The sequence below is a fragment of the Streptomyces sp. NPDC041135 genome (assembly GCF_055592085.1).
This window is the reverse complement of the sequence record NZ_JBVIYZ010000001.1, coordinates 932,844-957,348: the sequence shown is the minus strand read 5'-3', so window position 1 is coordinate 957,348 and position 24,505 is coordinate 932,844. Positions and strand designations below refer to the sequence as shown.

Here is a 24,505-nt window from a genome sequence, read left to right as displayed (position 1 = left end):
GGAGTTCCGCATGCACGCGCGCGCCGTTGCCGTCACCACCACCGCGCTCCTGGGGGCGGCCGCCCTGCTGAGCCCCGCCTCCGACGCCCGGGCGGGAGACGCGGAAGGTCCGGAGGTGATCGCCCACCGCGGTGCCTGCGCCTACGCCCCCGAGAACACCCTGGCCGCCATCGACCGTGCGCGGGCCATGGGCTTCTCCTGGGTCGAGAACGACGTCCAGCGGACCAAGGACGGCGAGCTGGTCGTCATCCACGACGACGGCCTCGCGCGGACCACCGACGTCGAGGACGTCTTCCCCGGGCGGGCGCCCTGGAAGGTGAAGGACTTCACCGCCGCGGAGATCGCCCGGCTCGACGCGGGCAGCTGGTTCTCCCCCGCGTACGCGGGCGTGCGCGTGCCGACGCTGACGCAGTACATGCGCCGCGTCGAGCACAACCACGAGAAGCTGCTCCTGGAGATCAAGAACCCCGAGCTGTACCCGGGCATCGAGCAGCAGACGCTGAAGCTCCTGGGCAACGAGGGATGGCTGGAGCCGCGCCACCTGGACCGGCTGATCGTGCAGAGCTTCAGCGCGGACAGCGTGCGGGCGGTCCACGAGCTGAAACCAGGCCTGACCACGGCCTACCTCGGTGCGCCGCCCGTCAAGCAGTTGCGCGGGTACGCGCGCTTCGCCGACCTGATCAACCCGTCGTACGGGTCGCTGACCGCCTCGTACGTCTCCGCCGTGCACGCCTTCCACGGACCGCACGGCGAGCCGCTGAGGGTGTTCGCGTGGACCGTGGACGACGCGGCGAGCGCCCGGACCGTCGCCCGCTACGGCGTCGACGGCGTGATCACCGACAAGCCCGACGTGGTGCGGGCGGCGCTCGGCGGGGAGTGAGCGGCCGCCCGGGCCGTGCCCCCTGGCGGGGCAGGGCCCTGGGCCGGTGGCGGCGGGCCGGGGAGCCCCGTGCGGACGGCGATGTCAGTGGTGGGCCGTACCGTGGTGCGCATGGACAGCCAGGGGCAGGACGGGCAGCGGGTCGTGTGGTGCGTCATGGCCACGGACATCGGTCCGCTCATGCTGGCCGCGACCGGCGAGGGCCTGGTCAACGTGGTGTTCCACGCCACGGACGCGGTGCGTGAGCGGGCTCTGGCCCGGCTGGCGGCCCGGCTCGGCGGGCAGCCCGTGGAGGACGCCGGCTCCCCCCTCCTGGCCGAGGCGATACGCCAGCTCGACGCGTACCTGGCGGGTCGGCGGCACGACTTCGACCTGCCGCTGGACTGGTCGCTGATCTCCGGCTTCAACCGGCAGGTGCTGCGCGAGCTGGCCTCCGGTGTCCCGTACGGCACGGTGGTCGGGTACGGGGAGCTGGCCGGCCGGGTCGGGCAGCCCAGCGGGGCTCAGGCGGTCGGCGCGGCCATGGGCGCCAATCCGTTGCCGGTCGTCGTGCCGTGCCACCGGGTGGTGGAGAGCGGCGGCGGCCTCGGCGGCTTCGGGGGCGGCCTGGAGACCAAGCGGCAGCTGCTCGCCCTGGAGGGCGTCCTGCCCGAGCCGTTGTTCTGACAGACCTGCTGCGGGCAGCCGGCGCCTCGGGGCTCGGGCGGGCATTGCCCCGGGCGCTGTCGGCAGCAGATCCGTCAGTCGTAGTGCCGCGCCTCGAAGACGTTCCCGTCCGGGTCCCGGAAGTAGAAGCTGCCCGTGGCGTTGCCGCGAGCCCCGAAGGCGCCCTGCGCGACATGGCTGACGGGCACGGCGTGCTCCTCCAGGCGGGCGCGCAGCGCGTGGAAGGCCTCCGACGGCAGGGCGAGGCACACGTGGTTGACGGGGTGGCCCGCGCTGTCGGCGGCACCGGGCAGCATCGTCATGCGAGGGGCGACGGAGCGCGGAGCGAGGTCCAGGACGGTCTCCTCGTTGACGCGTACCGAGGGAAAGGTCACCTCGCCCGCGGTGAACTCCTCGACCCTCAGCGGCTCCAGGCCGACGACCCTTTCGTAGAAGCCGGCCGCGGCGACGGGATCGGCCACCCAGAGGACGACGTGGTCGAGACGTGCGGTGTGGTTCGTCATGCGGCCCAGGCTGGTGGCGTCCCGCACGGGCCGCAAGCGTTTATCCGGTTGCGCCGCCCGCCAGAGATTGAGGAAGGACCGACTGACAGGAGGCGGGCACGTGGTGCTGGTGGTGTCGGAAGAAGTCCGGGAAGCGATCGGCGCGCGTCGGCCGGTGGTGGCGCTGGAGTCCACGATCATCGCGCACGGGCTGCCCCGCCCGCGCAACCTCCAGGTGGCGCTGGGGCTGGAGGACGCGGTGCGCCGGGAGGGGGCGGTGCCGGCGACCGTGGCCGTACTGGACGGGCGGCCCCACGTCGGCCTGGACAAGGAGCAGGTCGAACGGGTCGCCAACGAGGACGGCATCCGCAAGCTGGGCCACCGTGACCTGGCGCCGGCCGTGGGCACGGGGGCCAGCGGCGCGACCACGGTGTCGGCGACGGCGCGGCTGGCGGCGCTGGCGGGTGTCCGGGTGTTCGCGACGGGCGGTCTCGGCGGGGTGCACCGGGAGTGGATGGTGACCCAGGACGAGTCCGCCGACCTCGGGCTGCTCGCGCGCACGCGGATCACGGTGGTGTGCGCGGGCGTGAAGTCGATCCTGGACGTGCCGGCTACGCTGCAGCGCCTGGAGACGCTCGGCGTCACCGTCGCCGGGTACCGCACGGACCGCTTCCCCGGCTTCTACCTGTCCGACTCCGGGCATCCGGTCGACTGGACGCTGGACTCCCCCGAGCAGGTCGCGCGGGTCATGCGGGCGCAGGACGGGCTGGGCGCGGCGGAATCGGCGCTGATCGTCGCCAATCCCGTCCCGGAGGAGGAACAGCTCGACCCCGAGCTGCACGCGCGCGTGCTCACCGACGCGCTGCGTGCCTGCGCGGAGCAGGGCGTCACCGGGCAGGCGGTCACGCCGTTCCTGCTCGACCACCTGGTCCGGCACACGGACGGCGCCTCGCTGCGGGCCAACCTGGCGGCGGTGCGCGGCAACGTGCGGCTGGCCGCGCGCATCGCCGCGGCGTGGGCCAAGGGGTGACACCGGGGCGCGGCGGAGCGCTGCTGGTCGTCGGCGACGTCGTCACCGACGTGGTCGCGCGGCACCGGGGGCCGCTCGCGGCCGGCACCGACACGGCCGCCGTGATCCGCACGCTGCCCGGTGGCGCGGGTGCCAACGTCGCCTGCTGGGCCGCCCACACCGGCTGTGCGGACGTACGGCTGCTGGGGCGGGTGGGGGCGGACGCGGCCGAGTGGCACGAGCGGGAGCTGAGCGCGGCCGGGGTGCGGCCCCGGCTCGTGGTCGATCCCGAGGCGGCGACGGGTACGGTCGTCTGCCTCGTCGACACCGGTGCCGCGGCCGAGCGGACGTTCCTCACGCACAGTGGGGCGTCCCTGCGGCTGGCACCCGCCGACTGGTCGGACGCGTTGCTCGACGGGGTGGACCGGCTGCACCTGTCGGGCTATCTGCTGTTCTCCGAGCCGAGCCGGGCGCTGGCGGCGGTGGCGCTCGCCGCGGCACGCGCGCGTGGCGTGCCGGTGAGCCTCGATCCGGCGTCGGCGGGCTTCCTGGCGCGGCTGGGCACCGATCGTTTCCTGGCGTTCGCCGCCGGTCTGGACGTGCTGCTGCCCAGCCGTGACGAGGCGTGTCTGCTGACCGGGCTGGCCGACCCGGCGGACGCGGCGGCCGAACTGAGCCTGCGGGTGCCGCTGGTCGTCGCCAAGTCCGGCGCGGACGGGGCGCTGGTGGCTCGCTCGGGGTCGGTGCTGGCGCGGGTCGCGGCGGTGCCGGCGACGCCCCGGGACACCACCGGCGCGGGTGACGCCTTCACCGGCGCGTTCCTGGCGGCCCTCGTCGCGGGCGCGGATGTGCGGGAGGCGGCGGCCCGGGGGTGCCGGGCGGGGGCGCGGGCGGTGCAGGAGGTGGGTGCGAGGCCGCCCCGGGGCGGTGAGCCGGTGGGTGCGCACGGCCACGGCGGCTGACGGCGTCCGCGGTGACGGCCACCGCCCTGTCCGGCGCCAGCCGCCCGCGGCGGCCACCGGGCGCCCGCTGCCCACGCCTTGGCCCCGCACACCGGACGCCGGAAGCCCCTGCCTTGGTCCCTGCCACCACCGGGCGCCCGAGGCCTACGCCTTGGTCCCCCACACGGAGAACATCGGTGCCGTGGCCAGGTCCATGGCACCGGTCTCGATGTTCGCGAGATGCTGGTCGATCTCCTCATCGGTGGCGATGCCGGCGGCGACCAGCCGGCCGCGGATCTGCCGGACGGTGGCGGACTCCAGGGCGGTGCAGGCCGGGGAGGCCACGGGGAAGTAGGCCTCGGCCCGCACGTCGCGCAGTCCGGCCTCGCGCAGCAGCCGCGGCAGCCTGCGCCCGTACGACAGGTCGGCGCCGCGGTCGGCGAGCAGGGCGCGGAAGCCCTGCCGCAGCCGGTTGGCGAGCCGCTGCTCGGGGCCGTGCTCGTCGGGGCAGATCAGCGGCTGGAGGGCGGGGTCGGCGTCCTCGACCAGCAGCCGCCCGCCGGGACGCAGTGCCCTGATCATGGACCGCAGCGCCCGGTCCCGGTCCGGCACATGGACCAGGACCAGGCGGGCGTGCACCAGGTCGAAGTCCTGCCCCGGCGGTTCGTCGGCGCCGACGTCGTGGACCCGGACCTCGACCGGCGGGCGGCCGGCGACGCCGGTGAGCCGGGAGGTGTCGATGTCCGTGGCGACGACCTGTCCGGTGGGACCGACCCGCCCGGCGAGCCAGGACACCACGGAGGTGCCCCCGGCACCGACTTCCCAGCAGCGCCGGCCGGGCCCCGTGCCGAGTCCTTCCAGGTGCCGGAAGGTGGTCGGGTCGAACAGGGCGGTGAAGGCGTCGAAGCGCTGCGCCGCCTCGTCCTGCCGGTTGTCGAGGAGGTATCCGTCGTCGGCTGGAGTCATGCCCCGATCCTCCCAGTCACCCCGCTCGCCGCGGACGGACGGCATCCGCGCGCCGGGTCCGTCCGGCCCGTGCGCCAGGCTCCGTCCACAGGCGGGAACAAAGCGGAACCATCTGTTCCCACAGGCTCGGACACGGTTCGGGCGGGACTGGCAGACTTGCCGGGCAAGGCGCCGAGGCGTGGCGCGAGGGTCCACGCGGGGGAGAATCAGATGTCCATGGCAGGCAATCTGCGGAAGGTCACGGGTCTGAGCAAGGTCGGCGGCCTGCGCACGGTGGCGCGGCTGGCCCGGCGGCGGCCGCGGGTCGACCTCAGCCATCCCGCCCGCTCTCCCCTCGGTTCCAGCGTGGTCAACTGCGTGACGTACCAGGACGGCAAGCGGGTGCCCGGCCGCGGGGATCTGGTGGAGGCCGTGGACCTGGTGCGCCGCAGCGGGGAGGGGTTCGTGTGGCTCGGGCTGCACGAGCCGACGGACCGTGAGTTCGCGGGCGTCGCCGACCTGTTCGACCTGCACCCGCTGGCCGTGGAGGACGCGGTCGAGGCCCATCAGCGGCCCAAGCTCGAGCGGTACGGCGACACGCTGTTCGCGGTGTTCAAGACGGTCTGCTACGTCGAGCACGAACAGCTGACGGCGACCAGCGAGGTCGTGGACACCGGCGAGATCATGATGTTCGTCGGCGAGGACTTCGTGATCACCGTGCGGCACGGGCGGCACGGCTCGCTCGGCCCGCTGCGCGAGGAGCTGGAGTCGGACCCGCAGAAGCTCGCCAAGGGCCCCGCGGCGGTGCTGCACGCGATCGCCGACCACGTCGTCGACGACTACCTGAGGGTCACGGACGCGGTCCAGGGTGACATCGACCAGGTCGAGACGGACGTGTTCTCCGAGAGCGGCGCGCGGGCCGACCCGGGGCGCATCTACCAGCTGAAGCGGGAGCTGCTGGAGCTGAAGCGGGCGGTGGTGCCGCTCGCCCGGCCGGTCGAGGAGCTGGCCACCCGTCCGACGCGGGTGGTGGACGCCGAGATACAGGCCTACTTCAGGGATGTGCTCGACCATCTGATGCGGGCGAAGGAGCAGATCGCCTCCTTCGACGAACTGCTCAACTCCATCCTCCAGGCGCACCTGGCGCAGGTGACGGTCGCGCAGAACGAGGACATGCGCAAGATCACGGCCTGGGCCGCCGTGGTCGCCGTGCCGACGATGGTGTGCGGGGTGTACGGCATGAACTTCGACGAGATGCCGGAACTGCACTGGCGCTGGGGCTATCCGCTCGTCGTCGGCGTCATATCCGTGGCGTGTCTGGCCCTGTACCGGGGCTTCCGGCGCAACGGCTGGCTCTGACGGGCCGGTTCGCTCACCCGTTCCAGGCGGGGTGGCGCGGATCGTCGGCGCGCACCAGCACGTCGGCCGTCCCGGCCGGGTCGGTCTCGGCCGCGTAGCGCTCGAAGGCGGGCAGCGTCCAGTGGTCCGCCTCGGGGGTGCGGCGGCGCAGGGCGCCCGCGGAGAGCAGGACGTGGACGGTCAGGTCGAACGGGAACCAGTGCCGCAGCAGCAGGGGGCCGTGCAGCAGCAGGACACCCCCGGGCGGCAGCCGGACGTACGGGCTGCGGGTGGCCCGGTCGGTCTCGGGGTCCCACAGGTCGGGCAGGACCCGGCCGTCGCCGCCCGGATCGAGCGGACCGAACACCTCGCGCCACAGCGCACCGGTGTCGAACCAGTCGCCGTAGTACGACTCCACGTCCCGGCGCCCGTGCTCGAGGCGGAGCGAGGCGGGACGCAGGAAACCCTCGGCGCCGACGACCAGTGACGGTCGGCCGCGCAGCCGCAGTGCCTCGGCGACCCGGTCGGCGAGGTCTCCCGGGCGGGCGGCAGGGGCCCCGTCGAAGGCGACCCGGGGCCAGGCACCGCCGTCGGCGGGTTCCAGCCCGGCCAGCCGGTCGGCCAGCAGGTCGGCGAGCCGGTCCCAGGTGATCGCTTCGAGTCGCACAGCAGCCATGATGCCGCGCGCGGACGCATCGGGCGGGAGCGGGTCGGCCGGGGCCGCCGGGCGGGACACGGGGCGGAAGGCGGACGACGAGGCGGCAGGAGGCAAGGGCGGGAGGCGGGCCCACCAGGCGCACCAGGCGCACCAGGCGCACCAGGCGCACCAGGCGCACCAGGCGCACCAGGCGCACCAGGTGCACCAGGGGCAGTGGGGGCAGCGGGGCGGAGCCATGGGGACGGCAGGCGAGTACGGAGGACGGAGGTACCGAAGTGGAGAGCCCGGAGCGGACGGCGTGGCAAGCGGGAGGTGCGGAGGTGGGAGGGAAGGGCCGGGACAGGGAAGAACCCGGGTATGGCACGGCTCGCTGCTCCCCCGCCGCGCGGCGGACTCGTGGTCATCCAGCCCCTGCGGCACAGGCGGTGCGGCACGTGCCGGCGCGGGCCGCTGCCGCTGCTGGTCCTGGAGGAGGGGGTGCCGCGCTGCCTCGACTGCGCCGACCTCGGGCACCTGGTGTTCCTGCCGCGCGGGGACACGGCACTGACGCGCAGGTCGCGGGAGGAGAGCGCGCTGTCGGCGGTGGTGGTGCGCTTCAACCGGCGCAGGAGCCGCTACGAACGGCAGGGCGTGCTCGTGGAGGAGGCGGCCCTGGCCCGTGCCGAGCGGCGGTGCCTGGTCGACGCCGAGGCGCGACGGCGGCGCAGGGCGCGGGACGCGCGGCGCCGGGCGGCGCAGGACGCCCGGTTCACCGAGGCGTTCGCGGCGGAGATCCGCCGGCTGTATCCCGGGTGTCCGGCCGGGCGGGCCGCGGCGATCGCCGGGCACGCGTCGCTGCGGGGCAGCGGGCGGGTGGGGCGCAGCGCGGCCGGGCGGGCGCTGACCGACGGTGCCGTGATCTCGGCGGTGGTGGCCTCGGTCCGGCACACGGAGACGCCGTACGACCAGCTGCTGATGTGCGGGGTGCCGCGGCACGAGGCGCGGCGGCGGATCGCGGCGGGCGTGGAGTCGGTGCTGCGGGGGTGGCGGGACGCGACCGGGGAGGAGACCGGCTGAGGGCCGGACGGGGGCCCGGGGAGCCGCTCCGCACGCGTGGTGGGCGTCGCCGGCTCGGAAAGCGCTGTCCGCCACTCTGCGGGCGGGGCGGGGCGGACGTATCGTGGCCGGAAGGGGCGGAGCGGAGCGTGCCGCCCGACGACGCTCGGCCTGTCGCACGCGTAGGCGAGGAAGACGCCCATGGCCGATCCCAAGGGATTCATGAACGCCCCCCGCCAGGAGTGGCCGCGCCGGCCGGTCGAGGAGCGGGTCCGGGACTGGGACGAGGTGTACGTCCCCGGAGCGCTGCTGCCCATCATCAGCACGCAGGCCGACCGCTGCATGGACTGCGGTGTGCCGTTCTGCCACGACGCCTGCCCGCTGGGCAACCTGATCCCCGAATGGAACGACCTGGTCTCCCGGGAGGACTGGCGGGCGGCGAGCGACCGGCTGCACGCCACGAACAACTTCCCGGAGTTCACCGGACGGCTGTGTCCGGCGCCGTGCGAGGCGGGCTGCGTGCTCGCCATCAACCAGCCGGCCGTCACCATCAAGAACGTCGAGTGCGCGATCGCCGACCGGGCCTGGGAGGAGGGCTTCACGCCGCCGCGGCCGCCGGACCGGCTGTCGGGGCGGACGGTCGCGGTGATCGGCTCCGGCCCGACCGGGCTGGCCGCCGCGCAGCAGCTCACCCGGGCCGGGCACACCGTCGCCGTGTACGAGCGCGACGACCGGATCGGGGGGCTGATGCGGTACGGCATCCCCGAGTTCAAGATGGAGAAGCACCATCTGCGGCGCCGGATCGAGCAGATGGAGGCGGAGGGCACCAAGTTCCGCACGTCGACGACGGTCGGCCGGGACGTCGGCGCGGCCGAGCTGCAGGCCCGCTACGACGCCGTGGTCATCGCCACCGGTGCCACCGCCTGGCGCGAACTGCCGGTGCCGGGGCGGGAGCTGGCGGGGATTCACCAGGCGATGGAGTATCTGCCGCTGGCCAACCGGGTGCGCGAGGGAGACCTGGAGGCGTCGCCGCTGTCCGCCGCCGGGAAGCACGTCGTCATCGTGGGCGGCGGGGACACGGGCGCCGACTGCCTGGGCACCGCGGTGCGCGAGGGGGCCGCGTCCGTGACCCAGCTGGACATCTACGCCCAGCCGGGCACCGAGCGGGACGAGGACGCCGAGCCGTGGCCGACGTACCCGAAGGTCTACCGTCTGTCGGCCGCGCACGAGGAGGCCGGGACGCTGCGGACGGCGCCTGCGGCGGACGCGGACGCCCGGCTGTTCGCCGCCTCCACGCTCCGCTTCACCGGTGACGACAGCGGGCACGTGCGGGCGCTGCACCTGGTCGAGGTGGACGCGCGGCGGCAGCCGGTACCGGACACCACCCGGCGGCTGCCCGCCGACCTGGTGCTGCTCGCCCTCGGATTCTCCGGACCCGACCGCCAGGACGGCATGATCGACCAGCTCGGGCTGGCCATGGAGCCGCGCGGCACGATCTCCCGGGACGACGGCTTCGCGACCAACGTCCGGGGTGTCTTCGCCGCCGGTGACGCGGCGCGCGGGCAGTCGCTGATCGTGTGGGCGATCGCGGAGGGGCGGGCGGTCGCGGCGGCGGTCGACCGCTATCTGACCGGCCATTCCCGGTTGCCGGCGCCGATCGGGCCGTACGACCGCCCGATGCGGGTGTGAGCCGACCGCTCCTGCCCCTCCGTGCGGATCAGCGGCGGCGCTCGTCCGTGCCGGCGGTCTTCGCCGTCGCCAGGGCCACCCGGTTCCAGGTGTTGATGGCGAGGATCAGGGCGAGGACGTGGGCCAGTTCCGCCTCGTCGAAGTGGGCGGCGGCCTCGGCGTAGACGTCGTCCGGGACGCCCGCGCCGGCGACCAGGGTGACCGCCTCGGTGAGGGCCAGGGCCGCCTGTTCCCGGGGGGTGAAGAAGTGCCGGGCCTCGCGCCACACGGCGACCAGGTGCAGGCGGTCCTCGCTCTCGCCGGCCTTGCGGGCGTCGTTGGTGTGCATGTGCAGGCAGTAGGCGCAGTGGTTGAGGTGGGAGGCGCGGACCTGGATCAGTTCGACCAGGGCGGGGTCGAGGCCCTCGCGGGCGGCGGCGTCGAAGCCGACCAGGGCGCGGAAGGCCTTCGGAGCGGTTCGCGCGAAGTCCAGGCGGGAGTGGCCGGGAACGGCGGAGGGGGCGGCGGGGGTGTCACCGGGGAGGGCGGCGGAGGGGGCGGAAGTGGCGCTGCGTGCGGTCGTGTTCGTGGTCGTGTCCGTCGGCGCGTTCGTCGTCGTGTTCGTCGTCATGTGTTCAACCTATGAGCCGAATAGACCGCCGGTAGGGTGCATTTCCATGACGGAATCCTGGGTCAATTCGGCTCGGCGGGCAGGGGTCGACCTGCATCTGGAGCTGACCGGGCCGGGCGGGCGGCGGGCGGCGCTGACCAGGGCCCTGCGGGAGGCCGTGCGCGGCGGGCGGCTCGCTCCCGGGACGCGGCTGCCGCCGTACCGTTCGCTCGCCGCCGACCTCGGGGTGGCCCGCAACACGGTCGCGGACGCCTACGCGGAGCTGGTGGCGGAGGGCTGGCTGACGGCGCGACAGGGTGCCGGGACCCGGGTCGCCGAGCGGGCGCAGCCCTCGCGCCGTGCGGTACCGGTGCCCCGTACGGCGCCGCCACGCGCGCGTGGGCCGCGACACGACCTGCGGCAGGGCGCCCCGGACGCCTCGGCGTTCCCGAGGGCGGCCTGGGCGGCGTCGTACCGCAGGGCGCTGCGGGCGGCGCCGAGCGAGGCGTTCGGGCCCGGCGATCCCGCCGGGCGGCCGGAGCTGCGCGAGGCGCTCACGGAGTACCTGGCACGCGCGCGGGGTGTGCGCACCTCGCCGGACCGGATCGTGGTGTGCTCGGGGTTCGCGCACGCGCTGCGACTGCTTTTCGGGCAGGGCGGCGGCGGGGTGCTGCGCGGCCCGCTGGCCGTGGAGGCGTACGGACTGGGCTTCCACCGCGAGCTGCTGGCGACGGCCGGGGTGGCGACCGTGCCGCTCCCGCTCGACGAGCACGGCGCCCGGGTGGCCGGACTGGGGCGGGAGCGGGCCGTCCTGCTCACCCCCGCCCACCAGTTCCCGACCGGCGGCCCGCTGCACGCGGAGCGCCGCGCGGCGGTGATCGACTGGGCACGTGCGCGGGGGGCGGTGGTGATCGAGGACGACTACGACGGCGAGTTCCGCTACGACCGCAAGCCCGTGGGCGCCCTGCAGGGCCTCGACCCGGAGCGGGTCATCCACATCGGCTCGGTGAGCAAGAGCCTGTCACCGGCGCTGCGGCTGGGCTGGATGGTGCTGCCGCAGCGGTATGCCGGCGCCGTGCTCGCGGCCAAGGGCGAGCGGGAGGCGTGGGCGAGCGTCCCGGACCAGCTGGCCCTCGCGGACTTCGTCGCCCAGGGGTCGTACGACCGTCATGTGCGGCGGATGCGGCAGCGCTACCGGCGCCGCCGCGACCGGCTGGTGGCGGCGCTCGCCGAACACGCCCCGCACGTCGAGGTCACCGGCGTCGCGGCCGGGCTGCACGCGGTGCTCCGGCTGCCCGAGGGCACCGAGCGCAGCGCCGTGAAGGCGGCCACCTGGCAGGGCGTCGCCCTCGACGGGCTGGCCGGGTTCCGGCACCCGCTGACGGCGATGGCACCGGCCGACGGGCTGGTCGTCGGGTACGCGACGCCCGCCGAACACGCCTACGGGGCGGCACTGGAGGCGCTGTGCGCGGCGCTGCCCCCGGAGTGAACCGGCGCACCCGCTGCCGCCGGTCAGCGCGGACAGCAGGCGGACGTGACGAGCCGTCACGTGCGGGGCGGCAGGTGGAAGGAGCGAGGAGGAAGGGGCACGTGGAACAGCGGCAAGGGTCCGGCGGGTTCCCGTTCAGGAGAGCAGGAAGTCGGCCTCCCCCGCCTTCGCGCCCTCGATGAAGGCGGTCATCTCGTCCGTGGTGTAGATCAGCGCCGGACCGTCCGGGTCGGTCGACTGGCGCACGGCGATCCGGCCGTCGGCGAGCTTCATCGCCTCCAGGCAGTTGCCGCCGTTGCCGCCGCTCCAGGGCTTGTGCCACCCCTCGCTGCCCAGTTCCCGCGCGGGCATGCCGTTGTAGACGCGACTGCGCGGCTTGATGCGGTCCATTCACAGCTCCTTGCGGAGATCCCGGAGGATCTCCTTCGTGCGTTGCGCCGTGGCGGCCTGCGCCGCCATGCGGTCCATGACCTCCAGGTGGGTCGCCACCTCGTAGCGCGCGTCCAGGTAGACGGCGCCGGTCAGGTACTCGCTGTAGACCATGTCCGGGAGTTCGGGCACGGCGAATCGGAACAGCACGAAGGGCCCGTAGGTGCCGGGGTGCGGCCCATTGGCGAACGGGGCGACCTGGAGCGTCACGGTGGGCAGCTTCGTGGCCTCGAGCAGCCTGTCGATCTGCGCGCGCATCACCTCCGGACCGCCGACGGGCCGGCGCAGGGCGGTCTCGTCCATCACGGCCCAGAACCGGGGGGCGTCGGGACGGGTGAGCAGGCTCTGGCGCTGCATGCGCAGCGCGACATGGCGCTCTATCTCCTCGGGGCTGGTCTGGCCGATGGCGCCGGATCTCAGGACACCGCGCGCGTAGTCCTCGGTCTGCAGCAGGCCGGGGACGAAGTGCGGTTCGTAGGAGCGGATGAGGGCGGCGGCGCCCTCCAGGCTGACGTACATCGAGAACCAGCCGGGCAGGATGTCGTGGAACCGCTGCCACCAGCCCGGCCTGTTGGCCTCCTCGGCCAGTTGCACGAAGAGGTCGGCCTCGTCGTCGGACACCCCGTAGGCCTTCAGGAGCATTTGCAGATAGGGGATTTTGAGACCGACCTCGGCCATCTCCATCCGGCGGACGGTGGCGGGGGCGACGTGGAGGATGCGGGCGGCCTCCTCGCGCTTCATCCCGGCGCGTTCCCGCAGGTCCAGCAGGCGCCGACCGAGGACCACCTGGCCCACCGTCGGCGCGGACCGCGGCTCGCTCACGCTCCACCTCCACGAATGAATCCCGAATCGATCCTGAACTGATCCCGGAGCGTCCCGGGCGCGTCCTTGTGCGTCCGGCTGATTCCGGACAGCCCAGCGGCGCCATTCGAAGACGTTCGACGACCTGGCCGGTCCTCGACGATCCCAACTGGCGCCGCTCGACATGCTGTTGCGAGCAGTGTGCCACGGCCGCTCACCGCGTCACACGGCACTCTGCAATTTTCAGAGTGACTCTTGCCAAGTGTTCGCGGCGAGGCGATAGTGGCAAGCGTGATTCCGTCCGCGCCCTTAGGAACAGACGCCGCCGCAGACCGCTCGGGTCTCGGTGCCTCAACGGGAGTCGCCCCTGGTCGGGGCGGTGCCGAGCGCCGGTTCCGGTTCGAGCTGGCCGCACATCCGGGTTCCCCCGCCCAGGCGAGACGCCTGACGCGGGCCCGGCTGACCGGCTGGTCGGTGTGCGCGGACACCTGCGACACGGCGGCTCTGGTCATCTCCGAACTGGTCACCAACGCGATCGTGCACACCGCGAGCAGTCGCGTGGTGTGCGAGTTGCACGACCACGACGACACGGTGCGCATCGCCGTGCACGACGAGGGCTGCGCGCCCGGTGAGCCCCATCCGTCCCCGCAGCGGCCCGAGGAGGAGCACGGGAGGGGGTTGCTTCTCGTCGACGCCGTCTGCCGGGCCTGGGGTGCTCACGAGCACGGCCCGGGTCTGCTGGTCTGGGCCGAGCTGGAGCGCCGGCGCGCCACGGCCCGGGACAGCGCCGAACTGCGCGACGACCTCGGCTGGGGCGCCCGTCCCAAGCCGGGCTCGTCGCGCGGCCCGGTCGAGGAGGAACGGATGGACGCGCAGGGGGGGACGCCCGCGGTGGGGGAGCCGGCCGGCGTTCAGCGGACCCTGGCGCCACGGTCCGCTTCCGCCGTCCGCGAGTCGCGGACGGCGGAAGCGGGCGGTGATCACGAGGCGCGGCGGCCCGAAGTGGCGGCCCGCCCGTACGACGTGGCAGTGCCGCGCCAGCCGCGGGGCCGGGGGCGGCCGTGAGCCGTGGAGCCGGGCCCGGCCGGGCGATCGGCCTGGACCGGCTGGTCCGGCTGGAGCGCGGACGGCGCGCCGCCGGGGGCGCCGGGCGGCTGCCGGTGCCCGACGGGATGACGACGCCGCTGGGCTGCGACGCCGTGTCCATACCGGCCGGACTCGGCCCGCTCATCGTGCCGCTGCTGCCGCGCGTGGGATGCCTGTACACCGACGAGACGCACTGGTGGTGGACCGTTCCCACCGACTCCGACTACGCCCTGCCCTGGCCCGCGCCCGCGCACTACGCCCCCGGCGCCCGGCTGCCCCACACCGCCCGCCTCCTGCACCGCCCCGAGGGCACGGTTCCGTACACCCCGCCGATCCCGCTCTACCTGGCCCTGTGCCGGGTGACGGGCACGACTCCGGACTGGTCGCGCGCGGTCTCGGCCTGAGCACCACGGCGGCACGGCGACGGCACCCCCGCACCCACACCTCCGCCCCTTGCGTACGCCCGCGCGCCCCCGCCGGTCCCGGCTCGCGCCCTGCCAGGCTCCGCCGAGTCCCGCGATAGTGGCCGTTCACCTCACGGCCCGGGATGGCGCGTGGCCGTGGGCACGACTCGGGGAGGTACGCGGTGGGCGAGAGTCGCGGGGCGGCGGGGCCCGAGGTCTCGGAGTCGGAACGACTGCTGTTCGGCGGGCCGCTGCGGTACGACACAGGCTGGAACCAGCACCAGGACGCCTTCCTGGAGCTGGGGTTCCGGGCGATGGTCGTCCGACTGCCCGGCATGCTGGCGTCCAGCCTCCGGCTGGCCCGGCAGGCGGACCCGGCGGCCGCCCGGATCGTCCTGGCCGCCGAGACGGGCCGGGGCCTGGCCCAGGCGGTGAGCCTGCTGGCCGTCAACAGCGTGCTGGGCGGGCTGATCGGCGCCGGCGCGATCGGGGAACGGCTGCGCGGCGCCGCCCCGGCGCTGATCGTGATGGCCGGGGTGGTCCTGGTGTCGGCACTGCTGCGGGCCGCGTCGACGTACGCCACCGGACGCCTGGAGCCCAAGGTGGAGCGGGTGGCGACGGAGCTGTACCTGGAGCGGGCGGCGGCCGTGGAGCTGGCGGCGATCGAGGACCACACCTTCCACAAGCTGCTGGACACCGCGCAGTACGGCGCCCAGTCGGCCCGCCGCATGATCTCGTACGGCACCCGGGTGATCAACGCGGTGATCTCCCTGGCCGCGGCGGCCGGTGTGCTCACGGTGCTGCACCCGGCGCTGCTGCCGCTGCTGGTGACCATGACCCTGCCCAGCGCCTGGGGCGCGCTGACCAACGCCCGGCGCCGTTACGAGTCCTTCCACACCTGGGTGCAGCACGCCCGGGCCGGACACCTGATCGCCAATCTGCTCACCGAACCGGCCTCGGCCCCCGAGATCCGGGTGCACGGCGTCGGCCCGTTCCTGCTGCGCCACTTCCGCTCCATGGCGGAGACGGCGGAGGCGGAGCAGGCCCGCCTCGCCCGGCTGGCCGCGCGCACCGGGCTGTTCGCGGCCGCCTGGACCGGGCTGGCGACGGCGGCGACGTACACCACGCTCGGCGCGCTGCTGCTGACCGGGGCGATGGCCCTGTCGGTGGCCGGTACGGCGGTGATCGCGATCCGCACCGGGTCCGCGAGTCTGGACACGCTCGTGCTGGAGGTCAACCAGCTGCACGAGGAGGCGCTGTTCGTGGGCGATCTCCAGCGGCTGTACGTGGCGGCGGCCGAGCGGGCCATCCCGGTGGGCGGTACGCCGCTGCCGGTGGACCCGAAGGAGATCCGGTTCGAACACGTCTCCTTCAGCTACCCGGGGGACGCCACCCGCCCCGCCCTGGACGACGTCACCCTCACCCTCCCGCTGGGCCGGATCATCGCGCTCGTCGGCGAGAACGGCTCGGGCAAGACGACCCTGGTCAAGCTGCTCGCCGGCCTCTACACGCCGGAGCGCGGCCGGATCCTGTGGGACGGCGTCGACGCGGCGAGCGCGGACCGGCACCAGCTCGCCGAGCGCATCGCGATGGTGGCGCAGGACTTCAAGCGCTGGCCGTTCACCGCCCGGGTCAACGTGGCCGTCGGCCGTTCGTCGGCACCGCTCACCGAGGAGCGGCTGGCCGCGGCGGTGGCCGAGGCCGGCGCGCAGGAGGTCGTCGCGGACCTGCCGCGCGGCCTGGACACGCTGCTGGCCCGCGACTTCAGCGGCGGGCACGAGCTGTCCGGCGGCCAGTGGCAGCGCATCGGCATCGCCCGGGCCGCCTACCGGCACGGGCACATCCTCATCGTGGACGAGCCGACGGCCGCCCTGGACGCCCGGGCCGAGCTGGAGGTCTTCGAGAAGATCCGCGCGCTGGCGGAGGGCGGCCAGACCGTCGTGCTGATCACGCACCGGCTGGCGTCGGTCCGGCACGCGGATCTGGTGCACGTCCTCGACCAGGGACGGCTGGTGGAGTCCGGCAGCCCCGGCGAACTCCTCGCCGCGGGCGGTGTCTACGCGGAGCTGTACGCGTTGCAGGCGGATCAGTTCACGGCGCGGCTGCCCGCTCCCAAGGCGGGCTGAGCCGCTCACTCCAGGGCGGCGGCACCCCGCACGATCACCAGGAACGTGTCGGTGGCGAGGTCCATGACCACCTCCGCGGGCAGCCCTTCGAGGCGCCTCGCGTGTGCGAACTCCTCAGCCGGCCACGATCCCCGCGGCCCGCCGGCGGGAAAGCGTTCGAGCACCGTTCGCCCGTTCACCATCTCGCACCTCCAGTAAGCGTCGTACGTGTAGGGAGTTAACGCCCTGGAGAGGGAAAAGCCTCGGTCGGTGACCATACTGAGACATTGCTGACGCGCTGTCACCGCGGAGGGTGAGGATCCGTTCACTTGGTGACAGGAAGAGGGTCTTCCGTACCGCCCTCGTCCGGACCCCCTCGTCCAGCTCGAGACCCGGCTCCATCCAGCCTTCTCGGAACCGGCCGGCGTGGACCTGCGTCCCTCCCTGACGTCCGCAGGATCGACTTCACCGAAGGACGTTTCCATGACCGGTAGGGCCGCCCGCTACCTCTATCTCGCCCGGCACGGCGAGGCATCGCCGGACGAGAGCGAGCTGACGGACGCGGGCCGCCGCCAAGCCGCCCTGCTGGGGGAGAGACTGCGCGGGGTCCCGCTGGCAGCGATCAGCCACGGGCCCCTCCCCCGCGCCGAACAGACCGCCCGGCTGGTCGGTGAGCGGCTCGGCGCAGTCCCCTGCCGTCGTTCCGAAGCGGCCGGCGACTACCTCCCCCACCTGCCGGCACGCGAGGAACTGCCGCCGGAGGCGGCCGACGCGTGGATCGAGTTCCTGGGCCGGTTCACGGCCGGGGAACGCGAGCAGGGCCCCGGGCTGGCGGCGGCGGCACTCGCGGAGTTCACCGGGACCGTCGTGGGGGACGAACCGCGACACGAGCTGGTCGTCACCCACAACTTCCTCATCGGCTGGCTCGTCCGGGCCGCCCTCGACGCACCGAAGTGGCGATGGCTGGGCATCAACCATGCCAACGCTGCCCTGACCGTCATCCGCTACGCACCCGACCGCCCTCCGGCGCTCCTCCTCTTCAACGACACCGGCCACCTCCCCGCCGAACTCCGCTGGACCGGCTTCCCGCCGGAGCTCCACGTCTGACTCCCGGCATGCTTCGATGCTCGTCGGCGGTCGTCGGTGCCGGTCAGTCCTCGTACTCGTCGTGGTGGCGGACGACCGGGTCGGCGCCGTCGGGGGTGCGGCCGAGCGCGGTGAGGTCGAGGAGGCTGGTGGCCGGTCCCAGGCCGTCCAGTCCGTCGTCGTACACCGAGTAGGTGTGGAAGACGCGGTCGCGTTCGCGCAGGAAGCAGCTCAGGCCGGGCCGCTCGACCGGCCCGCCGCCGTGCTCCACGGTCGCCTCGAAGTCACGGTTGAAGTCGCTGTGGCACGAGGAGTACCAGGGCACCGTCCAGCCCATCCGCGCCTTGAACGGCAGGATCGTCGTGAACGGGGCCCGCGACACGGCCGCGAAGGAGGTGGCCCGGGCGCGCAGGTGCGCCAGGTGGCCGACCTGGTCGAGGAAGGCGGAGCAGCAGGGGCAGCCCGTCTCCCACTCCGGCGCGAACATGAAGTGGTGCACGACGAGCTGCGATCTGCCCTCGAAGAGGTCGAGCAGGGTGGCCTTGCCGTCGCCGCCCTCGAAGACGTACTCCGGGTCGACCTCCACCCTGGGCAGCCGCCGGCGTTCGGCGCCGAGCACGTCCCGGGCGCGCCGGACCGCCTCCTCCTTGCGCCGTAACTCCTCGCGTGCCGCGCGCCACTGCTCGCGCGAGACGATCTCCGGAAGCGACATGAACGGCCCTCCAGCCCTCCTGCACGACGGTCGGTTCCGGGTGGTGACCGCGGGCGGGAGCGGAACTCATCGGCGGGCGGCGCGAATTCTTTCCACCGCGGCCTCCGAGGCCCGTTCCGGTCACCGCCGCCGGGTCACGCGGCGACCGGTTCGGGCTCGGGCAGTCCGAGGCGCTCGCGGTCCTGCTCCAGCCGGGCCAGCAGTTCCCGGAGCCGGCGGGTGTGCAGGGGGCCGAGCCGTCCGGTGTCGTCGAGGTGCACGGCGCACGCCGTGGTCGTGTCGACCAGCCGTTCCAGCCGGGCGGCGACGTCGTCCGTGCCCGCCGTGTGCCGGGCGAGGGCGGGCAGCTCGGCGGCGGCGAGGGCGATGGCGCTGCGGGCCTCGGCGAGCGTGCGGTAGGCCTCGCGCCGCAGCGCCCAGCGTTCGGCGCGGTCGCCGGACTCCCCGAGCACGTGCGCGAGGTAGGCGTGGGCGGCGTTCCCGGCGGCGGCGAGCCGGGCGCGTACCGTGCCGCCCCGCTCACCCGGCATCGGCAGGTGCCCGGCGATCAGCACGATCGCGCAGGCCAGCAGCGTCTCGGCGATCCGGCTGAGGGAGGCCTGCGGCTCGCCTCCGACCATGACCAGGGCGAGGACGAGGACGGTGACGACGGCGGTCAGGGCGGCGAAGTGCCGGGTGGCGACCGGGACGAGCGCCCCGCAGACGGCCACCAGCGCGATCAGCCCGGCCGGCCGGGGCAGCACCGCCGCGAGACCCGCGAAGACCAGCGCCCCCAGCACGGTTCCGGCGGCCCGGCACAGCACCCGGGAGGCGAGCGGCCCGAGGTCGGGCTTGACGAGGAAGACGGCGGTGGCGGGCAGCCAGTACCAGTGCTGGTGCTGGCCGTACCAGCGGGCGTGGTGCAGGGCCTGGGCGATGGCCGCGCCGGCGCCGAAGCAGAGGGCGACGCGCAGCCCGTACTCCCGGCCGCCGGTGCCCAGGGCGGTGCGCAGGACGTCCCCGGCGCCGCGGCGGCGGGAGGGCATGCGCCGGCGTTCCTCCCCGGCCCGGTCGAAGACCTCCGCGGCGTGCAGCAGGGCGTCGTCGAGGGCGCGCAGGGCCGGGGCGGCGCGGCGGGGCGCGGGCAGCGGCCCGGTGGAGCGGTTGCCGCGGACGGCGGCGGCCAGGCGGCGCGGCGCCTGCGCGGCCCGCTCGCCGACGGGCTCACCGGCCCAGGCGAGGGCGGTGGCGGCCTCGGCGAGGGGCAGGGCGGCCGCGTACTGGGCGTGCAGCCGGCGCTCGGCCGCGGAACTGGCGTACCGCCGCAGCCGGGGCCCGGTGAGGGCGTCCTGGGCATGGTCGAGGGCGGCGGTGAGCGCGGCCCGCCGGGCGGTGGCCCCGTCGGTGCCGGCGGCCTCCAGGAGCTCGGCGACCGCGTCGTACACGTCGGCGACGGCGGCCCGCTCCCCGTCGAACCGGTAGTCCCCGGTGAGGGCTCCGGGCGTGGGCAGCGCCAGCCGCAGCAGGAGCAGCCAGCCGGCGCCGGCCAGGAAGGCCAGGGCCCGCTGCCAGCCGGACTCGGGCAGCGGCATACCGGCGCCGATCGCGGAGGCGACCAGCAGCTGCGTCCCCGCCGCGGAGGCGACCGGGCCGACCGCGCTCATCCCTCCGGCGGCCAGGCCGAGCAGGGTGAGCAGCAGGGTCAGGGGTACGGCACCCAGCTGGCGCCCGGCGTCCGTCCCGACGACCAGCCCGAGGGCTCCGGCCAGCGCGGGCACCCCGAGCCGTCGGACGGAGGCGCGCCGGCTGCCCGGCCGGTCGTTGATCCCGGCGAGCATCGCGGCGATGGCGGCGACGACACCGAGGGAGGTGCGGCCGCCGAGGACGGCGGCGAGGAGCAGGGGCCCGGCGGCGAGCGCGCCCCGCGTGACCGCGCTCCAGGGGACGGGACCACGCTGGGTGCGCAGGGCGTGGGCGAGCCAGAGGGGCGGTGCGGGGAGGGCGCGGGACACGGGGCTCCTGTCCGGACGAGGGCGGGGTGTGCCTTCGGGCGACGGTGGCCGGGGGTGTGATCCACGATAGGCGGCGTTCCCGGGTGAGAAGGAACGTCCGCGTTTCGGCGCTGTGAAAGCCTGCCGGGACCACGGGGTCTTCTCGAACGCAATGCCCGGGGTGCGGCGGGTTATTCCCGGCGGCCCGCCGCCCGCGCCGTGGGGGGCGGTCCGGTCGGAAAAGCAGATGCGGACGGCGGGGTCCGGTGCCGATGATCGGGAGGTTGCCCGGCGACCACTTCAGGAGCGTCCATGATCCAGCGCGTCACCGCCCCCGGCCTCTTCCCGCCGCCCACGTACTCCCACGCCAGCGTGGTGGAGGCCGGTACGAAGCTGGCGTTCCTCGCCGGCGCGGTCCCGCTCGACGCCAAGGGCGAGGTGGTCGGCGTGGGCGATCCGGTGCGGCAGGCCGAGCAGGTCGTCGCCAACCTGCGTGAGCAGCTGCTGGCGGTGGGCAGCGACCTGCCGCACGTCGTGTCGACGGACGTGTACGTCGTCAGCGCCGAGCCCGCGGTCCTCTCCGCGGTGTGGGAGGTGGTCGAGGCCTCCGGGCTCAGCACCGGACCCCACGCGTCGACACTGCTCGGGGTCGCCTGCCTCGGCTACACCGGGCAGCTGGTGGAGATCACGGCGACGGCCGTGGTGCCCGAGGGCGCGGAGTCCGCGGAGCTGTGACCGACACCGTCGTCCTGCGGCGCGCCGCCGCGCCCGACGCCCGGGCCGCCGCCGATGTCTGGCTGCGGTCCTTCGCCGCCGCGCTGCCGACCGTCGTACGGCCGCGGTCGGACGACCAGGTGCGGGATCACTTCCGGGACGTCGTCGTACCGCTGCGCGAGACGTGGGTGGCCGAGGCGGCCGGGGCGGCGGACGGCGGGATCGTGGGGGTGATGGTGCTCGACGGCGGCCTGCTGTCCCAGCTGTACCTCGATCCCGGGTGGCGGGGGCGCGGCCTCGGCGACCGGTTCCTCGCCCTGGCCAAGGAGCGCCGCCCGGACGGCCTCACGCTGTGGACCTTCCAGGTCAACGAGCCCGCCCACCGCTTCTACGAGCGGCACGGCTTCGTCGCCGCCGAGCGCACGGACGGCAGCGGCAACGAGGAGCGCGAGCCCGATGTGCGCTATGTGTGGCGGCCGTAGCGGTGCCGTCCCGAGCGGGGTCGGCGGGGTCAGCGGGGCAGGCCGGCCGTTCGCGCCGCCGTGCGCAGCACCTCGCGGAGCATCTCGGGGGTGAGGCGGCCGGTGAAGGTGTTGCGCTGGCTGACGTGGAAGCAGCCGAAGAGGTCGACGCCGTCCAGCGGGACCCGGGCGCCGTGCGAGAAGACCGGCCGGGGGCGCGGCACCGTCCAGCCGGCCGCGGTGAACGCGGGCAGCGCCGCCTGCCAGCCGAACGCGCCCAGGATCACGGCGGCCCGGAGGGTCGGGCGGAGCAGCTCCAGTTCGCGCACGAGCCACGGGCGGCAGGTGTCGCGTTCGGCGGGAGTGGGCTTGTTGGCGGGCGGGGCGCAGTGCACCGGCGAGGTGACGCGGACGCCGTGCAGCCGCAGCCCGTCGTCGGCGCTGACCGAGGTGGGCCGGGAGGCCAGTCCCACGTCGTACAGCGCCTGGTAGAGCACGTCCCCGGAGCGGTCGCCGGTGAACATGCGGCCGGTGCGGTTGCCGCCGTGCGCGGCCGGGGCCAGCCCGATGATCAGCAGCCGGGCGTCGTCCGGCCCGAAACCGGGCACCGGCCGGCCCCAGTAGGTCCAGTCCGCGAACGCGGCGCGCTTGGTGCGGGCCACCTCCTCGCGCCAGGCGACCAGGCGGGGGCAGGCCCGGCAGCCGGCGACGCGCCGGTCCAGGCGGGCCAGGGCACTGTCGCCGTCCGCGGGATCGGCCACCCGGCTGTCCGCGCAGGCGCCCGCGCGATCGTCCGCCCGCTCGTCGGCGCGGCCGTCCGCGCGGCCGTCCGCGCGGCCGTCGGCACGCGCCTCCTGCGGCCCGTCCATGTGACCGTCCCCGCGGCCGTCCGTACGCCCGTCCATACGATCACCGTATGCCCCCGCACGCGTGCGGCAAGGGGCACGACCGGTGAGGCGCCGGTGCCGGCGCCGCACCCGGAAAACCGCTGCGGTTCACCGGGGCGGGAGCGTTAGGGTCGGGACCATGGCTTCGGAGGATGCGGACGAGAACATGAACCGTGACACCGGCGGCACGACGGACGGCGCCGCCGCGCAGGGCGCCACCGCGGCGAAGGACGCGACACACAGCGGCGCCACCGGCGGCGGGCCCCTCGTGGCGGACCCCGGGCCCGAGCCCGACCCCAGGATCGCCGCCGCCGTGGCCGCAGCCGAGGCCGCCGGGCCCGGGCCGGGCGAGACCGTACGGATCGACAGCTGGATCTGGGCCGTGCGCCTGATCAAGACCCGCTCCCTGGGCGCCACCGCCTGCCGGGGCGGGCACGTGCATGTGAACGGCGAGCGGGTGAAGCCCGCCTACTCCGTGCGCATCGGCGACGAGGTGCGCCTGCGGCACGACGGCCGGGAGCGGATCGTCATCGTCAAGAAGCTGATCCGCAAGCGGGTCGGCGCCCCGGTGGCCGTCCAGTGCTACCTCGACAACTCCCCGCCGCCCCCGCCCCGCGAGGCCGTCGCCCCCGCCGGCCTGCGCGACCCCGGCACCGGCCGCCCCACCAAGCGCGACCGCCGCGAACTGGAACGGCTGCGCGCCTTGCGCAACCTCGGCGGCCCGGGCGGCCGCCCGGCGGGAGGCAGCCGGGGACGGTGACCCGGGCGCGCCTCCCGGCCCCGGCCCGCCGGTGACGCCGGCCGGGCCCCCGCGGCCCGGCCGGCGTCACCGGCGCTGTCGCGCACGGCGCGCTCACGCCTGTCGCCGCACCAGCCGCAGCAGCTCCGCGTTCCGCTCCCGCCGGGCCCAGGCGATCAGGGCCAGCGGCACGATCAGGATCAGCGGGGTCGCCGCGTTCTGGCCGTCGAAGACGGTGAGCTGGACGACGAACGCGCCCGCCATCAGCGCGCCCAGCGCCGCCGCCGCCACCGACTGCAGCACCGGAACCAGCAGGGCGGCGGCACCGGCCAGTTCCAGCACGCCGATGACGTACATGCCGGTGCTGCCCCAGCCGATCCTGTCGAAGGACTCCACGGCCGTCGGGTGCGCGATCAGCTTGGGCAGCGCGCTCGCGATCCCGTAGAAGAGGGCGAGCAGGATCTGCACGGCCCGCAGAGCGATCCGCGCCCGGCGCCCGCGCGCGGGCGTGGCGGCGGCCACGGGGCCCGCGGAGGCGGGAGCGGAGGCGGAGGCGACGTGAGCGGCGGTCTCGGACATGGGGTCTCCCTGGGCAGTGGTCCCGCGGTTGCTGTCGGGAGGTGGACCGGCTCGCACCCGGGAACTCATCGCCGCGCGCCGTGCCTCTTCCTACGCCGCCGGCACCGCCCGCACCCACATGCCGTCCGGGGTCAGATACGCGTCCACCTCCAGTCCGGCCTCGGCCAGCGCCTGTTCGAACTGTTCTACGGTCAGCGGCCTCGCCAGGAAGGTCTGGGTCCAGACCGCGTCCGGGAACACGTACTCGGCCCGCACCGCGTTCACCCCGTCGCCGACAGGCTCCGCCGACACGATCCGCACGGTGAAGCCGCTGGGGTCGACCCGCTCCCGCGGCACGTTCGAGTGGTAGTCCGCGCCCTCTCGCTGGATGAGCACGCGGCCGCCCGGCGCCAGGTGCCGGACGCAGGTGCGCAGCAGGGCCCGGCGCACCTCCGCGTCACCGGCGTGCACCAGGAACGACGCCAGCATCACCACGTCGAACGTCTCTCCCAGGTCCAGGTCCTCGATCGGACCGCATATCGTGCGCGCGCCGCGGACGCGCGCCAGCATCTCCGCGGACTCGTCCACCGCCGTGACCGTGAACCCGCGCTCCAGCAGCGGACGGGTCACGCGCCCCACACCGCACCCCAGCTCCAGGATGTGCGCTCCGGGCGGCACGGCCGCCGCGATGATGTCCGGCTCGTCGCCCACCGGCAGCCGCGCGTACAGCTCGACCGCGCAGCCGTCCGGGGTGATCGCCCCAGGTCCCGTTCCCTCATGTCCCGCACGCATCTCGACCGTCATGCCCGCACAACGGCCCACTCCCGCACAG

27 protein-coding genes are annotated in these 24,505 nt (G+C 74.8%); 15 read left to right on the top strand and 12 right to left on the bottom strand.

The annotated features are described in order from the left end of the window. Positions 1-10: 10 nt before the first annotated feature. Positions 11-880: a glycerophosphodiester phosphodiesterase gene (locus tag ACZ6CZ_RS04295; protein ID WP_469014295.1), complete on the top strand. Its 870-nt coding sequence runs from the start codon at positions 11-13 to the stop codon at positions 878-880. A gap of 111 nt (positions 881-991) precedes the next feature. Beyond that, positions 992-1,546, top strand: coding sequence for a methylated-DNA--[protein]-cysteine S-methyltransferase (locus ACZ6CZ_RS04290; protein WP_469014292.1), 555 nt, complete (start codon positions 992-994; stop codon positions 1,544-1,546). A 74-nt stretch (positions 1,547-1,620) separates the two neighbouring features. Here ACZ6CZ_RS04290 and ACZ6CZ_RS04285 read toward each other — a convergent pair whose 3' ends face one another. Then, a complete protein-coding gene (locus tag ACZ6CZ_RS04285) occupies positions 1,621-2,049 on the bottom strand; it encodes a VOC family protein (protein ID WP_469014290.1) in 429 nt (142 codons plus the stop codon). Positions 2,050-2,149: 100 nt separating this feature from the next. Here ACZ6CZ_RS04285 and ACZ6CZ_RS04280 point away from each other — a divergent pair, with 100 nt between their 5' ends. Beyond that, the gene (locus ACZ6CZ_RS04280) at positions 2,150-3,058 is read left to right on the top strand and encodes a pseudouridine-5'-phosphate glycosidase (RefSeq protein ID WP_469014286.1); all 909 of its coding nucleotides are present in this window, start codon (positions 2,150-2,152) and stop codon (positions 3,056-3,058) included. Next, positions 3,043-3,999, top strand: coding sequence for a carbohydrate kinase family protein (locus ACZ6CZ_RS04275; protein WP_469014284.1), 957 nt, complete (start codon positions 3,043-3,045; stop codon positions 3,997-3,999). Before ACZ6CZ_RS04280 ends, ACZ6CZ_RS04275 begins: the two co-directional genes overlap by 16 nt. A gap of 144 nt (positions 4,000-4,143) precedes the next feature. Here ACZ6CZ_RS04275 and ACZ6CZ_RS04270 read toward each other — a convergent pair whose 3' ends face one another. Then, on the bottom strand, positions 4,144-4,944 hold the full coding sequence (locus ACZ6CZ_RS04270; protein WP_469014281.1) for a methyltransferase domain-containing protein: 801 nt from the start codon (positions 4,942-4,944) through the stop codon (positions 4,144-4,146). A 210-nt stretch (positions 4,945-5,154) separates the two neighbouring features. Here ACZ6CZ_RS04270 and corA point away from each other — a divergent pair, with 210 nt between their 5' ends. Then, positions 5,155-6,282, top strand: a complete 1,128-nt coding sequence (gene corA, locus ACZ6CZ_RS04265; protein ID WP_469014279.1) for a magnesium/cobalt transporter CorA — start codon at positions 5,155-5,157, stop codon at positions 6,280-6,282. Between the two features lie 13 nt (positions 6,283-6,295). Here the strand turns inward: corA and ACZ6CZ_RS04260 are convergent, their stop codons facing one another. Next, on the bottom strand, positions 6,296-6,928 hold the full coding sequence (locus ACZ6CZ_RS04260; RefSeq protein ID WP_469014277.1) for a nucleoside/nucleotide kinase family protein: 633 nt from the start codon (positions 6,926-6,928) through the stop codon (positions 6,296-6,298). A gap of 348 nt (positions 6,929-7,276) precedes the next feature. On the opposite strand from ACZ6CZ_RS04260, the gene ACZ6CZ_RS04255 reads away from it, so the two are divergent. Together ACZ6CZ_RS04255 and ACZ6CZ_RS04250 are read left to right on the top strand one after the other, a co-directional pair. Next, positions 7,277-7,975, top strand: coding sequence for a DUF2293 domain-containing protein (locus tag ACZ6CZ_RS04255; protein WP_469014276.1), 699 nt, complete (start codon positions 7,277-7,279; stop codon positions 7,973-7,975). A 180-nt stretch (positions 7,976-8,155) separates the two neighbouring features. Next, positions 8,156-9,643: a glutamate synthase subunit beta gene (locus tag ACZ6CZ_RS04250; protein ID WP_469014273.1), complete on the top strand. Its 1,488-nt coding sequence runs from the start codon at positions 8,156-8,158 to the stop codon at positions 9,641-9,643. Between the two features lie 28 nt (positions 9,644-9,671). Here ACZ6CZ_RS04250 and ACZ6CZ_RS04245 read toward each other — a convergent pair whose 3' ends face one another. Further along, on the bottom strand, positions 9,672-10,253 hold the full coding sequence (locus ACZ6CZ_RS04245; RefSeq protein WP_469014270.1) for a carboxymuconolactone decarboxylase family protein: 582 nt from the start codon (positions 10,251-10,253) through the stop codon (positions 9,672-9,674). Positions 10,254-10,299: 46 nt separating this feature from the next. Between ACZ6CZ_RS04245 and pdxR the strand changes: the two genes are divergently transcribed. Continuing rightward, entirely contained in the window at positions 10,300-11,721 is a 1,422-nt protein-coding gene (gene pdxR / locus ACZ6CZ_RS04240) for a MocR-like pyridoxine biosynthesis transcription factor PdxR (protein ID WP_469014267.1), read from the top strand. 135 nt (positions 11,722-11,856) lie between these two features. On the opposite strand, the gene ACZ6CZ_RS04235 is transcribed toward pdxR, so the two are convergent. Beyond that, complete coding sequence (locus ACZ6CZ_RS04235; protein ID WP_132854465.1) at positions 11,857-12,111, bottom strand: DUF397 domain-containing protein; 255 nt, start codon at positions 12,109-12,111, stop codon at positions 11,857-11,859. Next, positions 12,112-12,972, bottom strand: a complete 861-nt coding sequence (locus tag ACZ6CZ_RS04230) for a helix-turn-helix domain-containing protein (protein WP_469014264.1) — start codon at positions 12,970-12,972, stop codon at positions 12,112-12,114. Positions 12,973-13,356: 384 nt separating this feature from the next. Here ACZ6CZ_RS04230 and ACZ6CZ_RS04225 point away from each other — a divergent pair, with 384 nt between their 5' ends. The 3 genes from ACZ6CZ_RS04225 to ACZ6CZ_RS04215 all read left to right on the top strand — a co-directional run bounded on the left by ACZ6CZ_RS04225 (position 13,357) and on the right by ACZ6CZ_RS04215 (position 16,567). After that, positions 13,357-14,016, top strand: coding sequence for an ATP-binding protein (locus ACZ6CZ_RS04225; RefSeq protein WP_469014386.1), 660 nt, complete (start codon positions 13,357-13,359; stop codon positions 14,014-14,016). Then, the gene (locus tag ACZ6CZ_RS04220) at positions 14,013-14,441 is read left to right on the top strand and encodes a hypothetical protein (RefSeq protein WP_469014262.1); all 429 of its coding nucleotides are present in this window, start codon (positions 14,013-14,015) and stop codon (positions 14,439-14,441) included. Before ACZ6CZ_RS04225 ends, ACZ6CZ_RS04220 begins: the two co-directional genes overlap by 4 nt. Positions 14,442-14,755: 314 nt before the next feature. Then, positions 14,756-16,567, top strand: a complete 1,812-nt coding sequence (locus ACZ6CZ_RS04215) for an ABC transporter ATP-binding protein (protein WP_469014383.1) — start codon at positions 14,756-14,758, stop codon at positions 16,565-16,567. 5 nt (positions 16,568-16,572) lie between these two features. Here ACZ6CZ_RS04215 and ACZ6CZ_RS04210 read toward each other — a convergent pair whose 3' ends face one another. Beyond that, the gene (locus tag ACZ6CZ_RS04210) at positions 16,573-16,749 is read right to left on the bottom strand and encodes a hypothetical protein (protein ID WP_469014260.1); all 177 of its coding nucleotides are present in this window, start codon (positions 16,747-16,749) and stop codon (positions 16,573-16,575) included. Between the two features lie 280 nt (positions 16,750-17,029). On the opposite strand from ACZ6CZ_RS04210, the gene ACZ6CZ_RS04205 reads away from it, so the two are divergent. Then, the gene (locus tag ACZ6CZ_RS04205) at positions 17,030-17,653 is read left to right on the top strand and encodes a histidine phosphatase family protein (protein WP_469014257.1); all 624 of its coding nucleotides are present in this window, start codon (positions 17,030-17,032) and stop codon (positions 17,651-17,653) included. A gap of 43 nt (positions 17,654-17,696) precedes the next feature. Here ACZ6CZ_RS04205 and ACZ6CZ_RS04200 read toward each other — a convergent pair whose 3' ends face one another. Continuing rightward, positions 17,697-18,344: a DUF899 domain-containing protein gene (locus ACZ6CZ_RS04200; RefSeq protein WP_469014255.1), complete on the bottom strand. Its 648-nt coding sequence runs from the start codon at positions 18,342-18,344 to the stop codon at positions 17,697-17,699. 134 nt (positions 18,345-18,478) lie between these two features. Further along, positions 18,479-20,335, bottom strand: coding sequence for an FUSC family protein (locus tag ACZ6CZ_RS04195; protein ID WP_469014252.1), 1,857 nt, complete (start codon positions 20,333-20,335; stop codon positions 18,479-18,481). A gap of 291 nt (positions 20,336-20,626) precedes the next feature. Between ACZ6CZ_RS04195 and ACZ6CZ_RS04190 the strand changes: the two genes are divergently transcribed. Together ACZ6CZ_RS04190 and ACZ6CZ_RS04185 are read left to right on the top strand one after the other, a co-directional pair. Beyond that, on the top strand, positions 20,627-21,049 hold the full coding sequence (locus ACZ6CZ_RS04190) for a RidA family protein (RefSeq protein WP_469014249.1): 423 nt from the start codon (positions 20,627-20,629) through the stop codon (positions 21,047-21,049). Continuing rightward, the gene (locus ACZ6CZ_RS04185) at positions 21,046-21,510 is read left to right on the top strand and encodes a GNAT family N-acetyltransferase (protein ID WP_469014247.1); all 465 of its coding nucleotides are present in this window, start codon (positions 21,046-21,048) and stop codon (positions 21,508-21,510) included. Before ACZ6CZ_RS04190 ends, ACZ6CZ_RS04185 begins: the two co-directional genes overlap by 4 nt. A 29-nt stretch (positions 21,511-21,539) precedes the next feature. On the opposite strand, the gene ACZ6CZ_RS04180 is transcribed toward ACZ6CZ_RS04185, so the two are convergent. Next, entirely contained in the window at positions 21,540-22,394 is an 855-nt protein-coding gene (locus ACZ6CZ_RS04180) for a uracil-DNA glycosylase (RefSeq protein WP_469014244.1), read from the bottom strand. Positions 22,395-22,515: 121 nt separating this feature from the next. On the opposite strand from ACZ6CZ_RS04180, the gene ACZ6CZ_RS04175 reads away from it, so the two are divergent. Then, positions 22,516-23,136, top strand: a complete 621-nt coding sequence (locus tag ACZ6CZ_RS04175; protein ID WP_469014242.1) for an RNA-binding S4 domain-containing protein — start codon at positions 22,516-22,518, stop codon at positions 23,134-23,136. Between the two features lie 93 nt (positions 23,137-23,229). Here the strand turns inward: ACZ6CZ_RS04175 and ACZ6CZ_RS04170 are convergent, their stop codons facing one another. Together ACZ6CZ_RS04170 and ACZ6CZ_RS04165 are read right to left on the bottom strand one after the other, a co-directional pair. After that, positions 23,230-23,694: a DoxX family protein gene (locus tag ACZ6CZ_RS04170; RefSeq protein ID WP_469014239.1), complete on the bottom strand. Its 465-nt coding sequence runs from the start codon at positions 23,692-23,694 to the stop codon at positions 23,230-23,232. 90 nt (positions 23,695-23,784) lie between these two features. Then, positions 23,785-24,465 (bottom strand): class I SAM-dependent methyltransferase, encoded by a 681-nt coding sequence (locus tag ACZ6CZ_RS04165; protein ID WP_469014237.1) that lies wholly within the window; start codon positions 24,463-24,465, stop codon positions 23,785-23,787. Positions 24,466-24,505: the final 40 nt, after the last annotated feature.